At 67.7% G+C, this 14,456-nt stretch carries 11 protein-coding genes; 6 read left to right on the forward strand and 5 right to left on the reverse strand.

Annotated features, from left to right (window positions below; translation table 11 throughout):
- Positions 1-26: 26 nt before the first annotated feature.
- From AC1DQJ_RS17230 to AC1DQJ_RS17245, 4 genes are all read right to left on the reverse strand, one after another.
- On the reverse strand, positions 27-2,924 hold the full coding sequence (locus AC1DQJ_RS17230) for a TonB-dependent receptor (protein WP_477605502.1): 2,898 nt from the start codon (positions 2,922-2,924) through the stop codon (positions 27-29).
- A gap of 402 nt (positions 2,925-3,326) precedes the next feature.
- Positions 3,327-4,010 (reverse strand): nucleotide-binding protein, encoded by a 684-nt coding sequence (locus AC1DQJ_RS17235; protein ID WP_477605504.1) that lies wholly within the window; start codon positions 4,008-4,010, stop codon positions 3,327-3,329.
- Between the two features lie 150 nt (positions 4,011-4,160).
- On the reverse strand, positions 4,161-4,775 hold the full coding sequence (locus AC1DQJ_RS17240) for a hypothetical protein (protein WP_477605506.1): 615 nt from the start codon (positions 4,773-4,775) through the stop codon (positions 4,161-4,163).
- 21 nt (positions 4,776-4,796) lie between these two features.
- A complete protein-coding gene (locus tag AC1DQJ_RS17245; protein WP_477605508.1) occupies positions 4,797-8,441 on the reverse strand; it encodes a hydantoinase B/oxoprolinase family protein in 3,645 nt (1,214 codons plus the stop codon).
- Positions 8,442-8,511: 70 nt separating this feature from the next.
- Here AC1DQJ_RS17245 and AC1DQJ_RS17250 point away from each other — a divergent pair, with 70 nt between their 5' ends.
- The 4 genes from AC1DQJ_RS17250 (at position 8,512) to AC1DQJ_RS17265 (ending at position 11,168) form a co-directional block, all read left to right on the forward strand.
- Positions 8,512-9,207, forward strand: coding sequence for a TerB family tellurite resistance protein (locus tag AC1DQJ_RS17250; RefSeq protein WP_477605510.1), 696 nt, complete (start codon positions 8,512-8,514; stop codon positions 9,205-9,207).
- A 102-nt stretch (positions 9,208-9,309) separates the two neighbouring features.
- Positions 9,310-9,603, forward strand: coding sequence for a hypothetical protein (locus tag AC1DQJ_RS17255; protein WP_477605512.1), 294 nt, complete (start codon positions 9,310-9,312; stop codon positions 9,601-9,603).
- A complete protein-coding gene (locus tag AC1DQJ_RS17260) occupies positions 9,603-10,067 on the forward strand; it encodes an N-acetyltransferase family protein (RefSeq protein ID WP_477605576.1) in 465 nt (154 codons plus the stop codon). The genes AC1DQJ_RS17255 and AC1DQJ_RS17260 overlap by 1 nt, the downstream gene beginning before the upstream one ends.
- 84 nt (positions 10,068-10,151) lie before the next feature.
- On the forward strand, positions 10,152-11,168 hold the full coding sequence (locus tag AC1DQJ_RS17265; RefSeq protein ID WP_477605514.1) for a methyltransferase: 1,017 nt from the start codon (positions 10,152-10,154) through the stop codon (positions 11,166-11,168).
- Position 11,169: 1 nt separating this feature from the next.
- On the opposite strand, the gene AC1DQJ_RS17270 is transcribed toward AC1DQJ_RS17265, so the two are convergent.
- The gene (locus AC1DQJ_RS17270) at positions 11,170-12,666 is read right to left on the reverse strand and encodes an arylsulfatase (protein WP_477605516.1); all 1,497 of its coding nucleotides are present in this window, start codon (positions 12,664-12,666) and stop codon (positions 11,170-11,172) included.
- 216 nt (positions 12,667-12,882) lie between these two features.
- Between AC1DQJ_RS17270 and AC1DQJ_RS17275 the strand changes: the two genes are divergently transcribed.
- Both AC1DQJ_RS17275 and AC1DQJ_RS17280 read left to right on the forward strand, forming a co-directional pair.
- Complete coding sequence (locus tag AC1DQJ_RS17275; protein WP_477605518.1) at positions 12,883-13,173, forward strand: putative quinol monooxygenase; 291 nt, start codon at positions 12,883-12,885, stop codon at positions 13,171-13,173.
- A 233-nt stretch (positions 13,174-13,406) separates the two neighbouring features.
- The gene (locus AC1DQJ_RS17280; RefSeq protein ID WP_477605520.1) at positions 13,407-14,405 is read left to right on the forward strand and encodes a sensor histidine kinase; all 999 of its coding nucleotides are present in this window, start codon (positions 13,407-13,409) and stop codon (positions 14,403-14,405) included.
- The last annotated feature ends 51 nt before the right edge of the window (positions 14,406-14,456 follow it).

A 14,456-nucleotide genomic window follows, 5' to 3' on the forward strand; every position in this document is an offset into this window, starting at 1 on the left:
TCATCGTTCTCGAGGGGGAAGAACCTCTAGAACTTCTTGGTGACGCCCAGCTTGTAGTACCGGCCCAGCGGGTTCGCCGTGAACGGGTCGTAGCTGAGGTCAAGACGCGCGAACGGCGGGTCTTGGTCGAACACGTTGATCACCGAGGCGGTCAGCGTCGTGTCCCAGGGCAGGAAGACGCGGTAGGCCACATCGTTGGTGATGAAGGCGTCGATCTTGCGGCCGTTCTGGTTGGTCGCGAAGGTCGAGGTGCCGCCACGGGTGTCGAGCATGTCGTCGATGTACCGGACGGTCCAACGGACGTTGTGTTCGCCACGGCTGTATTCGGCGAAGGCGCTGCCCTTCCACTGCGGCTGCGAGCCGTAGCCGAGGTAGTCCATCGTGCCGACGTAGTCGGTTTCCTTGGCGGTGACGATGCCCTCGATCTTGGTCTCGGCGACCAGGAATTCGAGGACGTAGGTCAGTTCGGCGCCGAAGTTCAGGTCGCCACCCCAGACGTCGCGCTGGGTGTAGTTCGCCGAGAAGTCGAGGCCGCTGGTCTTAATGTCCGAGCCGTTGACGTAGTAGTGCTTGATCCGGTTGATCGTGTTCGGGGCGCAGGCGCCCGTGAACGTCATTCGGGCCTGCAGCGCGGCGTAGGCCGGGTTGCCGCAGTTGTTCGGCAGGGTCAGCGAGGCGCCGTTCGGGAAGATCGCGTTGACGATCTGCGAGCCGCTCTCGTTGTTGATCGGGCCGGTGAAGTCGAAGCTCCAGTAGTCGAGGGTGGCGCGGAAGTCGCCCACTTCGAACAGAGCGCCGAGGTTGATGGTGGTGGCCTCTTCCGGCTCCAGGTTCGCGTTGCCCCACAGGTCGAAGGCGCGATAGCCGCCGGCCGCCGTGGTGTAGGAGAGGTTGGTCACCGCGGTGTTGGCGATCTGGGTTTGCGGCGGGGCGCGGAAGGTCGTGCCGGCCGAGGCGCGGAACGCCAGCCAGTCAGTCGCTTGCCACTTCAGAGCCGCCTTCGGGTTGGTGGTGGCGCCGATGTTGCCGCCGTAGTCCTCGTAGCGGATCGCCAGGGTGCCGGTCAGGCTGTCGGTGAACGGCATTTGGAATTCGGCGAAGGCCGCGCCGACCGAGTAGTCGAGGTCGAAGTCAGCCAGGGCGCCGAAGAAGCTGAAGGGGCCGTTCTGCGCGATGCAGGTGGCGCCCGGGTTCACCGACGAGTCGGGGCAGGGGCTCGACGCGATGTTGGTGTCGTCGTTGTTCTGACGCTCCACGCCGCTCCAGCGGTATTGACCACCGGCGGCCCAGGCCAGCGGGCCGGCGCCGAAGTCGACAGCAGCGACTTCACCGTTGAAGACCAGGTCGGCGTTGAAGATCCGCGAGCGGTTCGTGTAGCCGTAGTCGGCGAAGATGTAGTCGAGAACTTCGCGGCCGTTGGCCGTCGAGGCGACGTAGCCCGGGTTGACGCGGCCATCGACCACGTTGCCGGAGGCGCCGGTCGAGAACGGGTTGAACCAGAGGCAGCCGTTCTGACCCGGGGTGTTGCCGGTGCAGTTGTCACCGCCCAGACCGACCAGGGCCCGTTGCAGCTTGGCGACCAGGATGTCCGGGGTGGCGACCTCGGAGGTCGAGTCCATGTAGGTCAGGGCCGCGTCCCAGCCGATCCCGCCGGCGAGGTCGAACTCGCCCTTCAGGCCGGCCGAAACCCGGTAGGTCTCGAAGTAGCGCTTGTCGTGCTTGGCGGCGCCGCCGAACAGGTCGTTGCCGCCCGCGCCGATCGGACGCCAGGCGATGGTGGTGAACAGGCCGTTGGCGCCGGCCGAGGCGGCTTGAGCGCCGGTCAGCTGGCCGGTCGAGATCAGCGCCTGCAGGCCGGGGTTGGCGCCGGCGACGAAGAAGCCGTTGCCCTGCACCTTGCCGGTGACGGCCGAGGACGGGAAGTTGTTCGGCGGATAGGACGGCGAGGAGTGCTCGGCCTGCACGTCGTGGGCCGCGTACAGCAGCTCGGCGTGGAACTTGGTCTTCTCGGTGAGGTCGAAGTTGATCTCGCCGTACAGTTGGTAGTGCTCTTCGTCTTCAATCAGGTTGTTGAAGCCGATGAACTGGAACTGGCAGCCGCTGGTGGTGGGCGGGCCCGAGATGACCGAGCAAGCCGGGTCCATCAACGGGTTGGTGTAGGACAGGCCGCCGTTGGTGCTGGACAGATAGAGGCCCGGGTTGCCGAAGGTCGACCAGCCGCCTTGCGGGTTGTCGGTCAGTTCACGGATCGCGAAGTCGCGTTCGGTCACCGGCAGCTGGGTGCGCTTGCGGTAGCCGGCGCTCAGCAGGATGTCGCCACGCTCGCCCTGCCAGCCGTAGACGGCGCTCAGGGTGTAGTCGCCGTCGGTGCCGTCGATGTACGAGTAGTTGCCCGAGACTTCGAGGCCCGAGAAGTTCTTGCGGGTGATGAAGTTCACGACGCCGCCGACGGCGTCCGAGCCGTAGGTGGCGGCCGCGCCGTCCTTCAGCACTTCCACGCGGCCGATCGCGGCCGACGGGATCATGTTGGTGTCGACATAGATCGCGCCGGGCGAGGTCGACATGCGGCGGCCGTTCATCAGCACCAGGGTGCGCTGGGCGCCCAGGCCGCGGAGGTTGACGTTGCCCGAACCGGTCGACTGGGCGGCGGCGAATTGGTTGGCTTCACCCAGGACGCCCGAGACGGCCGGGATGGACTTCAGCAGGTCGACCGTGCTCGGCGAGCCTTGCTTCTGCATTTCGTCGGAGCCGATCACGTTGACCGGCAGGGCGGCGTCTTCAGGCGTGCCGGCGATGAAGGAGCCGGTGACGACGACTTCTTCGACCGCGGTCGCATCCTCTTGAGCATTGGCCGGGGCGGCGACGCCCATCACGGCCAGGAGCGCAAGTGAGGAGGCTCCGGCGAGGTATCTACAATGCAGCATACGTTTCCCCAAATATAACTACGTTATCTGCCGGGTTGGAGCGGCAGATTGCGGCCGGCAAAAAGCGCTCTGCACTCCGCAACGCAAGTTGCATTTCTGTCATCGCAAGAAAAACGCCGGTATATTGTCGAAATTCCGCTTCCGTAACGGAAAAACGGCGTTCGAAATTTTGCCGGGATTGTAAAAACGTACTGGAAATTCGAAAATATGGGCAAATTTGCTAAATAATTCAGTCCGCAGATTTGGCGCACCTGTCGAATTGACAGTCACGCTCATTAGTGTCGCTTCGGCGCCACAGCCCTGCGAGTAAATTTTGTAGGATTAGGTATGTTGGCTGGGCCGTACAAAAACGGCGTTCGGTAACGAATCCCTAGTAGCCGCCAGGGTTCTTTTGCGAGTCGATTAGTTTGAGGCAGCGGTAGGTAGAGCCAGCAGTTCCAGGATCGACGCCAGGTAGGCGTCGGCGTTGGCGCGGGCGGCGGGGACGCCGCTGACGCCGCTGGCCTCCAGCTGGGCGAAGCCGCCGCCGACCGCGAACAGGGTGCGGAAGGCTTCCTTCTCGATCAGCGGCGTCGGCAGGATTTCGATTTCGCAGTTGCGCAGCTGCTCGACCACTTCGCGCAGGGAGCGCGGGCGCAGGGCGGCCGGCACGCGGGTCAGCAGGGCGCGGTGGGGCAGGGGCCGTCCGGCCCGTTTGCCGAACTGGCTGACCATCTCGGCGGCCTTGATGGCCTGGATAGCTTCCAGTTGCGAGGCGGCCAGCGGCGTCACCACCAGGTCGAGCCGCATGGTGGTGAAGGCCATGGCCCCGCGGATCGAGCCCTCGGTGTCGAGGATCAGCCAGTCGGGCTGCTTGCGCTGGGCCTCGCGCAGGGCGTCGCGCATGTCCTCCATGGTCGGCGCCGGGTGGACGCTGACCTTGTCGGGCCGACCCGGTAGCGAGGCCCAGTGGACCAGCGGCTTGTTGGGGTCGGAATCGATCATCGCCACGCGCTTGCCCAGTTGGGACAAGCCGAGCGCAAGCAGGAGCGCGGCGGTTGTTTTACCCGCGCCACCCTTCGGGTTCACAAAGGCGACTGTCGGCAAGCAGAGTTCTCTTTGAGACGCCCCCCGCCGGGACGAGCTCTTAACCATAGCGGTCCGCGCCCGAACTATCGAGCCGCTATGGGGCGTTAGATTGTCCTAGGGCGCGCTTTCTTCCCAAGCTCCACCATGGGGTGGACCCGCGGCGGCCGCTCAGCGGATGACGCTGTCGTCCGTAGCGGGGCTCTGCGGCGCCTGGGCGACGGGCGCCTCGGGTGGTGGCGCGTCGATGCCGGCGGTAGGATCGAAGGCCGCGCCCATCAGCTTGGCGCTCTTCTCCAGCCGCGTGGCCGTAGGCGCGCAGCGCACCGGCAGCGACCAGCTCATCCACTCCTGGGCGATGCGGGCCTGGGGCAGGTTGGCCGCGCCGGCCCAGACCGACTGGCCGCGCTTGATCTGCTCGGCGCCGATCGGGCCCAGCGGCCTGACCGAGGCGCGTTCAGCCGCGCCGATCGCGCGTTCGAACAGCTTCAGGTCCTTGCGGGCCTGCTTCTGCAGGTCGTCATAGACCTTCATGTCCGAGGCCAGGCTGCGGCCCGGCGGCCGGTAGGTGGTCTCGATCCGCGTCACCTCGGGCATGACCTGGTCGTGCAGGCCGAGGTAGCCGGTCAGCGCCCCGTGGCACCAGGAGACCAGGCCGTAGTCGTCGCGCGGCGCGCCGACCGGCCAGGGCAACTCGTCGGCCGCGGTCACAGCCGAGGGATCGGCGGGCGCGGCGGCCTGGTCGGCGGTGGCCATCAGGGCCAGGGCGATGAGAAGCGCGGACATGGAACCTCGTTGGAAGGTGGATCAGACGGCGGGCCCAAAACCCCCGCCCCCCGGGGTCTCGATCTCGATGACATCGCCGGCGGCGACATTAATTGAAAAACAGCCAGGCAGTTCCTTTACCGCGCCGTTCGCGCTGATCAAACGCTGAGCACCAGGCAAGGCGGGCCCGCCACCGGCGATTCCCTGGGGCGCATGCTCGCGCCGTGTGGAGAGCAGGGCCGCTTCCATCGGCGCCAGGAAGCGCACTCTGCGCCGCGCGCCTTCGCCGCCGGCCATGGCTCCCGCGCCAGCTGAGCCCTTGCGCATGGCGAACACTTCCATCCGCACCGGGAAGCGGCGCTCGAGGATCTCCGGGTCGGTCAGGCGCGAATTGGTCATATGGGTGTGGACCGCGCTGGTCCCGGCCCGGGCGGCCGTCGCTCCCGCCCCGCCGCAGATCGTCTCGTAGTATTGCCGCTGCTCGTCGCCGAAGGTGAAGTTGTTCATCGAGCCCTGGGCGTTGGCCATCACCCCCAGCGCCGCATAGAGCGCGTCGACCACGTGCTGGCTGGTCTCGACATTGCCGGCGACCACGGCCGCCGGATAGCGCGGGGCCAGCATCGAACCCTCACGGGTCAGGATCTTCAGCGGCTCCAGGCAGCCGGCGTTCAGCGGGATGTCGTCGTCGACCAGGCTGCGGAACACATAGAGGGCGGCGGCGTCGACGATGGCCGAGGGGGCGTTGAAGTTGGAGCCGAGCTGATCGGCGGACTCGCGGAAGTCCAGCACCGCCTCGCCGGCCGCGGCGTCCACCGTGGTGCGCACGACGATCTCGCCGCCGCCGTCCATCGGCACGCGGGCCTCGCCGTTGGTGAGCCTGCCGACTGCGCGACGCACCGAGGCCGCGGCGTTGGCCTGGACGAAGCCCATATAGGCCGCGACCGTGTCGCCGCCGTGGGTCTGGATCATCTGCTTCACGGCCGCGGCGCCGGCCTGGCAGGCGGCGATCTGCGCCTTGAGGTCGGCGATGTTGCGGTCGGGCGCGCGGGACGGATAGCGCCCGGCGGTCAGCGCGGCGCGCACCACGTCTTCGAGGAACGCGCCGCCGGTCATGATCGGCAGGGCGTCGAGCAGCACGCCTTCCTCCTCCAGGGTATGGGAGAAAGGCGGCATCGAACCGGGCTGGACGCCGCCGACATCGGCGTGGTGACCGCGGGCGGCGACGTAGAAGGCGGGGCGCTTATCGGTGGCGGCGACGAACACCGGCATGACCACGGTGATGTCGGGCAGGTGGGTGCCGCCGGCATAGGGGTTGTTGAGCGCGAAGGCGTCGCCGGGTTTGATGTCCGCGTGGCGGTCGCGCACGGCCCGCACGCTGGCCCCCATCGAGCCCAGATGCACCGGCATGTGCGGAGCGTTGGCGACCAGGCCGCCGTCCAGGTCGAACAGGGCGCAGGAGAAGTCGAGCCGCTCCTTGATGTTCACCGAGTGGGCGGTCCGCTCCAGGGCCGCGCCCATGGCCTCGGCGACGCCCATGAAGCGCTTGTTGAACAGTTCGAGGGTGACCGGGTCGGGCTTGTCGAGCGCCAGACGGGTGGTCTTGGCGCGACCGGCCTGATCGAGGCGGATCATGCCGTCGGGGCCGGGGGTGGCGACCCAGCCGGGCGTGAGCGCGATCTGGGTGTCGGCACGCACGATCAGCGCTGGGCCCTCGGCGCGGGTCAGGTCGGCGGCGGCGATCACCGGAGCGTCATGCCAGGCGCCGTGGAAAAACATGCGGGTCACAGAGCCGACGGCTGCTCCCCCGCTGGGGGAGCTGTCGGCCAGATGGCCGACTGAGGGGGACTTTGACTGGGAGCGGTCCCCCTCCGTCTCCTCGCTGCGCGGCGATCCACTTCCCCCAGCGGAGGAGGAACTATCGGCGGCATGGCTCACCGCCTCGGCTTCGACGGAGGCGATGACGATGGGCAAGGCCGCTTCGATGAAGCCGAACAGTCGCTTGTGGCCGGCCTCGAAGGCGGCGCGGACCTCGGCCAGCGGGCCGATGGCGACCGGCAGCTCGGCGTCGGCGCCCTCGTAGCGCAGACGCAGGATGCGGCGGATTTCGGAGGCCACCGCGCCCTGTTCGGCCAGGGCGGCGCGGGCCGCGGCCTCGGCGTCAAGCGCAGCGGCCTGCGCGCGGGCCAGGCCGTCGGCGTCCAGGACCGCGTCGAGGCCCACCTGGCGCAGGCTGGCGACCTCGGCCTGGCCGATGCCCCAGGCCGAGAGCACGCTGCCATAGCGCGGGCAGATCACCTGGGACGGACCCAGCGCCTGGGCGACCTCGCAGGCCACCTGGCCGGCGGCGCCGCCGAACGCGGTCAGGGCGTGGTCGCGCGGATCGAAGCCGCGCTCGGTGGAGATCCGGTCGGTGGCGCGGGCCATCTGCTCGACGGCGATGGCGACGAAGCCCTCGGCGGCCGCCTCGATGCTTTCGGCGCCCATGGCGTCGGCCAGCTTGGCGATCGCTGCGCGGGCGGCGGCCGGATCGAGCGGCGCATTGGCCTGGGGCCCGAAGATCGAGGGGAAGAAGCGCGGATCGAGCCGGCCCAGCACCAGGTTGGCGTCGGTCACGGTCGCTGGTCCGCCGCGGCCGTAGGCGGCCGGGCCGGGATTGGCCCCCGCGCTCTGCGGCCCAACTCGGGCGCGCAGGCCGTCGAAGGCCAGGATCGAGCCGCCGCCGGCGGCCACGGTCTCGACGTCCAGCATCGGACTGCGCAGCCTGACCCCGGCGATGCGGGCGCTGTCACGGCGCTCCAGCACCCCGGCGTAGCGGCAGACGTCGGTGGAGGTGCCGCCCATGTCGAAGCCCAGCGCCTGCTCGGCGCCGGCGATCTGGGCGGTGCGGGCGACCCCGACCACGCCGCCGGCCGGGCCGGAGACCACGGCGTCACGGCCGCGGAAGGCCTGGGCGCGGACCAATGCGCCGGCGGAGGTCATGAAGTAGAGCGGCGCGCCTTCGACCGCCCCGGCCACCCGCTCGACATAGGCCTGCAGGATCGGGGTCAGATAGGCGTCGGCGATCGTGGTCTCGGCCCGCGGCACGAAGCGGGGCAGGGGCGAGACCTCGTGGCTGAGGGCGACGAACTCGAAGCCGGCGGCCCTGGCCAGCGCGCCCGCGGCGAGCTCGTGGGCCGGGTTGAGGTCGGCGTGCAGGAAGGCGATCGCGGCGGAGGTGAAGCCCTGGGCGTGGGCGGCGGCCAATTTGGTTTTGAGATCGTCTGCGTCCAGCGCCTGGACTACGGCGCCGTCGGCGGCCAGCCGCTCAGCCGCCTCGATCACGCCGGAATAGAGCGGCTCGGGACGCACGATGTTGAGCGTGAACAGGTCGGGCCGCGACTGGTCGCCGATCACCAGGGCGTCGGCGAACCCGGTGGTGGTGACGAACAGGGTCTTGGCGCCGGCCCGCTCCAGCAGGGCGTTGGTGGCCACGGTGGTGCCCATCTTGATCGCCCCGACGCGGTCGGCGGGGAATGGCTCGCCCGGCTTGGCCCCCAGCACCCGGCGCATCGCCTCGACGGCGGCGTCCTCATAGGCGGGGGAGGCCGACAGCAGCTTCAGGGAGACTTCCTCCCCGTCGTCCGCGCGGGCGATCACGTCGGTGAAGGTGCCGCCGCGATCGATCCAGAAGCTCCACAGTCTGACCAAAACGTAACCTTCCCGGGGCGTGAGGCGCATTGTCAGGACCGACTCTCGGCCTTACAGCTTCGATACTCCCATGAGCTTCTGGCGCAACATTGCAGGGCTCGCAGTTCGACGGCCTGACGCCGGAGACTGCGCTGATTGTCCGGCCACCCGGCCGGGCGAGGACCCCGCCTTTTCCACCGCCGTCACGGCGCTGGGCGCGAAACTGGCCAAGGCCGACGGCCGGGCCAGCGTCGGCGAATTCGACGCCTTCGCGCAGGTGTTCCAGCCGGACGCCGCTTCCGAACGCAACATCCACCGGCTCTACGATCTAGCGCGCCAGACCACCCGCGGCTTCGAGAGCTATGCGCGGCGGCTGGCCAAGCGCTACGCCGGCTGCCCGACCCTGCTCGAGGACGTGCTCGACGGCCTGTTCCACATCGCCGCCGCCGACGGCGCGGTGACCCAGGACGAACTGGACTATCTGGAGCAGGTCTCCGACCTGTTCGGCTTCTCGCCGCTGGTGTTCCGCCGGCTCAAGGCCGTGCACCTGGGGATCGGCGCGGACGACCCCTACGGCGTGCTGTCGGTTCCACACGACGCCAGCGACGAGGACGTGCGCCGGGTCTGGAAGGCGGCGTTGTCGGAGGCCCACCCGGACCGTGCGCGGGCCCGCGGTCTGCCCAGCGAGTTCATCGAAGTGGCCGAAGCCAAATCCGCCGCCATCAACGCCGCCTTCGACGACATCATGCGCGAACGGCGGGCGATGGCGCTCGAAGGGGCGGCATGATGCCGCCACTTTCTGGTGTTTTTACGAGTTTGCGTTGACGGGCGGGATCGCCCGGCTGTTTTATTCGTTTAGCCGTAACAAGCGGCGCCCTTGAGGAAGCTCATGGTTCGCGAATTCGCCAGGAAGCACGGATCGGCCTTCAGCAGCATCGCTGCTATCGGAGGCACGATCGCCACCCTGGTCGCCGTCGCCGTCGGCGCGGTTCTGGCAGTCTTTTTCGCCGCCACCGTCGTGGTCGTGGCGGTGATGGCCTCGGCCCTTCTGGCCCTGGCCGGCTTTGCGCTGCGGGCCAAGCGCGCCCGCGCCCAGCGTCGTGATGACGGCGTGATCGAGGCTCGCCACCTGGGCGGCCATCACTGGGTCGCCTACGGCTGGAACGAGCGCAACGGGCGCTGATCCTTCGATCCTTCAGGCCTGAAGATGCAGGCGGCGTCGTCGCCGTCCTCGAGGCTACCTTCCATTCGACCTGGGCTCCGCAGCTGACCGCGACGGCGCTGGCCAAACGGCTGCAAGAGCAGCCGGGGCAGGCCTATGTCCGCGACAAGGGCCAGGCGTTCGTGGTGGCCGCGGAGGGCGAGGAGATCCTCGGCATGGTCCACTGGGACGGCGACTTCATCCACGCCCTGCATGTGCGCCCGGGGGCCCAGCGGCGCGGGGTCGGACGGGCTCTGCTGGCCCACGCCGAGGCCGCCATCGCCGCGGCCGGCCTGCCCCGCGTACGGCTGGAGACCGACACCTTCAACGCCCAGTCTCGAGCCTTCTATGCCGGGCTCGGCTACCGCGAGATCGACTCCTATCCGGACCATGAGTGGGACAGCGGCCTGACCACCCTGCTGCTGGAAAAGCCGCTTCACGCCTAATTATAGATAACGGCGTTCTCGAGTGGCTTGACTGCCTCTAGCCCGCGGCTGACCGTTCCGCCGGGGGCACGAGGGAGGCAAGGCATGGATGCGCGTCCGATTACCCCTGAGAAGATCATGGAGCTCGGCTGGGCGTTCTGGGGCTCGAAGACGCTGCTCAGCGCCGTCGAACTTGGAGTGTTCAGCGAACTTGCCGAAGGGGCGCTATCGCTCGACGACCTGACCAAGCGGTTGAATCTGCATCCGCGCTCGGCCCGGGACTTCTTCGACGCCTTGGTGGCGTTGGGCATGCTGGCGCGCGAGGACGGCCTCTACGCCAACACCGCCGAGACCGGGCTCTTTCTCGACAAGGCCAAGCCGACCTATGTCGGCGGCATCCTGGAGATGGCCAACTTCCGGCTCTACGGCTTCTGGAACGGCCTGACGGAAGGGCTGCGCAGCGGCGAACCGCAGAACGAGGCCAAGAACGGCGGCGAGGATCTGTTCGGTGTCATCTATTCCGACCCGGTGGTGCTGGAGAGCTTCCTGAAGGGCATGACCGGGGTCAGCCTGGGGGCGGCCCAGGCGATGGCCGGGCTGTTCCCCTGGAGCGAGGTGAAGTCCTTCGCCGACGTCGGCTGCGCGCAGGGCGGGGCGACGGTGCTGATCGCCGAAAGTCATCCGCACCTCCAGGCGATCGGCTACGACCTGGCGGCCGTGCAGCCCGTGTTCGAAGCCTATGCGAAGGCGCACGGCGTGGCCGATCGGGTCCGTTTCCAGGCCGGCGACTTCTTCGCCGAGCCGCTGCCCAGCGTCGACGTGATCATCATGGGCCACATCCTCCATGACTGGGACCTGGAGACAAAACGGGCGCTGCTGGCCAAGGCCTATGCCGCGCTGCCGCCGGGCGGGCGGCTGATCGTCTATGACGCGATCATCGACGACGAGCGGCGCGAGAACGCCTTCGGCCTGCTGATGAGCCTCAACATGCTGATCGAGACCCGCGGAGGCTTCGACTACACCGGCGCGGACTGCATCGGCTGGATGAAGGACGCCGGCTTCTCCGACGCCAAGGTCCAGCACCTGGTCGGCCCGGACTCGATGGTGATCGGGACCAAGTAGGTCAGTCCACCGGCGCCTTTTCATGCAGGCTCGACAGCAGGGCCGCGGCGCCGATGCCGGTTCCCTTCTGCGAGGGCGGGAAGTCGTGCAGGCTTTGGACGAACGCCTGGATAGGCCCGGCCAGGATCGGCATGATCCAGGACTTCTCCTTCATCCAGAGGAAGTGGCCGCCGGTCTCGGGGCTGCGCTCGAACGGATCGGCCTTGATATCGACGATCATGCCGCCTGAGAGCTTCTTGGCCGCCTCCAGCCACTTGTCCTTGATCGCCAGGTGCAGCTTCCACTCGTCGATGCGCAGGGCGGTGAGCTCGGTCTCGGCGAAGAAGAAGAACTCGCGGCGGCGGGACTTGCCCCCTGGTTGGGTCAGCATGTCGAGCTGGTCGTAGCCGTCGAGGTGGACCTTGTAGTCGACCCCGCCCACGGCCTTGCCCTTGAGCAACTCCTCCTTGACCTGGCGGTCGCCGGCGGCGGCGAGCAGGGTCGGTAGCCAGTCCTCGCTGGTCATCAGCCCGCCGGTCCAACTGCCGGCGGAGATATGGCCGGGCCACCGCGCCAGCATCGGTACGCGGAAGCCGCCGTCCCAGGTGGTGCCTTTCTCGCCGCGGAACGAGGCCGTGCCGGCCATCGGCCAATGGGCGAGGTTGATGCCGTTGTCGGAGGTGAGCAGGACGATGGTGTCGTCGGCGAGACCTTCATCGTCCAGCGCATCAAGCAGCTTGCCGATCAGGGCGTCGAGCTGGAGGACGGCGTCGAAGTAGGGCGTGTGCCCGCTTTTGCCCAGCCAGTCCTTGGAGACGTGGATCTGCTGGTGCATGCGCGAGGGGCAGTACCAGAGGAAGAACGGCGTGCCGTCGGCCTTCTGCTTCTTGACGTAGGAGATGGCGTCGTCGGCGAACTCGTCATCGATCGTGCCCATGCGGCTGCTGCTGAGCGGGCCCAGGTCCTCGATCTTCTGCTTGCCCACCCGGCCCCAGCGCGGATCCTCGGCGCCGTTGTCGACGGCGGTGGCCCAGCTGTGGATCATGTTGCGCGGCCGGCCAGGGAAGGTCTGGTCCTTCGGGAAATCCGGCTGCTCGGGCATCTCCATCATGTTGAGGTGATAGAGGAAGCCCTTGAACTCATCGAAGCCGTGGACGGTCGGTAGGAACTCGTTGCGGTCGCCCAGGTGGCTCTTGCCGAACAACGCCGTGGCGTAGCCGCGGTCCTTCAGCAGGGCGGCGATGGTGATGTCCTTGGCCTGGTGGCCGACCTTGCTGCCCGGCTGGCCGACCGAGGTGAGGCCGGTGCGGATCGGATACTGGCCGGTGATGAACGCCGCGCGCCCGGCGGTGCAACTCGGCTGGGCGTAGTAGTCGGAGACGATGATCCCCTCCTGCGCCAGACGGTCCATGTTCGGCGTGTGAACCGCGCCAAGTCCGCGGTGGTAGGCCGAGAGGTCCATCGGGGCCATGTCGTCGATCATGATGACGACGATGTTGGGGCTCTTGGCGGCCGGCATGCTGTTCCCTCACCCTGGCCTTGCGACAATTCCTGCGGCGCCATCGGGGCATGCGCGGTCGCCCGCCGCCATCGGGTCGATTCCGCAAGCCGCATGTCGGGACATCGGCGGCTTGCTGGAAAGTGCGTCGTGAATTCCTGCCGGTGAAACGGGCGGCTTGCCGGGGCGTGGCGGCGCCTCTAGGCTCGATTTCAAACAATCGTTGGGAGGAACGGCATGATCGGCGTGGTCGCGACCTTGAAGGTCCAGGACGGCAAGCAGGCGGAATTCGAGGCGATCTTCATCGACCTCGCCAAGCAGGTCCGCGCCAATGAGCCGGGCAACCTGGCCTATCAGCTGACCAAGAGCCGCACCGACCCGACGGTCTACAAGGTGCTGGAGCTCTACAAGGACGAGGACTCCCTGAAGGCTCACGGCGGCACCGACTACTTCAAGGCTGCCGGCGCCAAGATGGGCCCCTGCATGGGCGGCCGTCCGGAAGTCGAATACCTCGACGCCGTCGAGTAGCAGACACGGATCTCGCATTCTCCAAGGAAGACCTGGCCTTCCGAGACGAGATCCGGCCTTCGACGACGATATACGGGCCAAATTGACAAGGCGGGCCAGGTCCGCCGGCTTAGGCGACTGAACGCGCGTCGTTGCGCGGCAAAGATCCGGCCTCCTGTGTTCAAAGTTGAACCGCTCCGCAGCAGTGGCGCATACTAGAAGTGCAACCACAGCGGCGAGGCGTGAGGCAGCGCGTGACGGACGGCCCCTCCGACCGGTCAATCATCGAAGACCGCTATCGCGCGGTCTTCGACAACATGTCCGAGGGTTTCGTGGTCTGTGAGGCGATCCTCGGGGAAGACGGGCGCCTGGTGGACTATTGGATCCGCGAGGCCAACCCGGTGTTCCTGGGGCGCGTGCCGGGGGCCGAGGCCATCATCGGGCGGCGCCAATTGGAGGCGAGGCCGACCACCGATCCCCTTTGGATGAAGGCGTGCGGGCGCGCGCTCTCGGGCAAGACCGTCCAGTTCGAGTTCTGGGATGAGGAGGGCGGCCGCTGGTACGACGTCCACATGATGCGGCTGTCCGAACTGCAGTTCGGGCAGTTCTTCATTGATGTCACGGAGCGACACCGAGCCGCCGAGCGACAGGCCGAGCTCTTTCTCGATCTGAACCACCGCGTGAAGAACAACCTGGCCATCGCAGCGTCCCTGCTGGCCTTGCAGGCGAAAGCCGAAAGGCCGGAGGTCGCCGATGCGCTGACCAAGGCGGTGGACCGCATCAGCTCCATCAGTGAGCTGCACACGATGCTGTATCAGCAGGCGGCGCACGACTGGATCCAGCTGAAGCCATACCTGAGCGGACTGGTCGAGCGCCTGTCGTCCAGCCTGCTGGACGGCGACCGAGTGCGGATCGAGATCGACTGCGAGCCCGCGGAGGCGACGGCAGAGGAAGCTTTGAGCTTCGGCCTGATCATCAACGAGCTGGTCACGAATGCAGTCAAGCACGCCTTCCCGGACGCGCGGCGGGGCAGTGTCAGGGTCACTGCGCGGAACGGCCTCTCCGGGCTTGTTCTCCAGGTGAGCGACAACGGATGCGGCATGGCGGGCTCGCGGGCCGAAGGCCTGGGACTTCGTATCGTCAATACGCTTGCGGCCGATCTGGGGGCCGCGGTGTGGACGACGGGCGATTCCGGCACCGTCGTCGAACTACGCTGCACGCGTCATTCAACGGCAGGGAAACGGCCTGGATGACGGGAGTCAGTTGAAGGTCTGTGGGCGGCAGGGGCCGGAGCGCGGGAAATC

It is taken from the genome of Phenylobacterium sp. P4_E10, assembly GCF_056401675.1.

Bases quoted from the DNA above. Each gene is read 5' to 3' on its own strand.
- AC1DQJ_RS17265 (WP_477605514.1), top strand. From the start codon at position 10,152: ATGGATGCGCGTCCGATTACCCCTGAGAAGATCATGGAGCTCGGCTGG.
- AC1DQJ_RS17270 (WP_477605516.1), bottom strand. From the start codon at position 12,666: ATGCCGGCCGCCAAGAGCCCCAACATCGTCGTCATCATGATCGACGAC.
- AC1DQJ_RS17275 (WP_477605518.1), top strand. From the start codon at position 12,883: ATGATCGGCGTGGTCGCGACCTTGAAGGTCCAGGACGGCAAGCAGGCG.
- AC1DQJ_RS17250 (WP_477605510.1), top strand. From the start codon at position 8,512: ATGAGCTTCTGGCGCAACATTGCAGGGCTCGCAGTTCGACGGCCTGAC.
- AC1DQJ_RS17230 (WP_477605502.1), bottom strand. From the start codon at position 2,924: ATGCTGCATTGTAGATACCTCGCCGGAGCCTCCTCACTTGCGCTCCTG.
- AC1DQJ_RS17255 (WP_477605512.1), top strand. From the start codon at position 9,310: ATGGTTCGCGAATTCGCCAGGAAGCACGGATCGGCCTTCAGCAGCATC.
- AC1DQJ_RS17240 (WP_477605506.1), bottom strand. From the start codon at position 4,775: ATGTCCGCGCTTCTCATCGCCCTGGCCCTGATGGCCACCGCCGACCAG.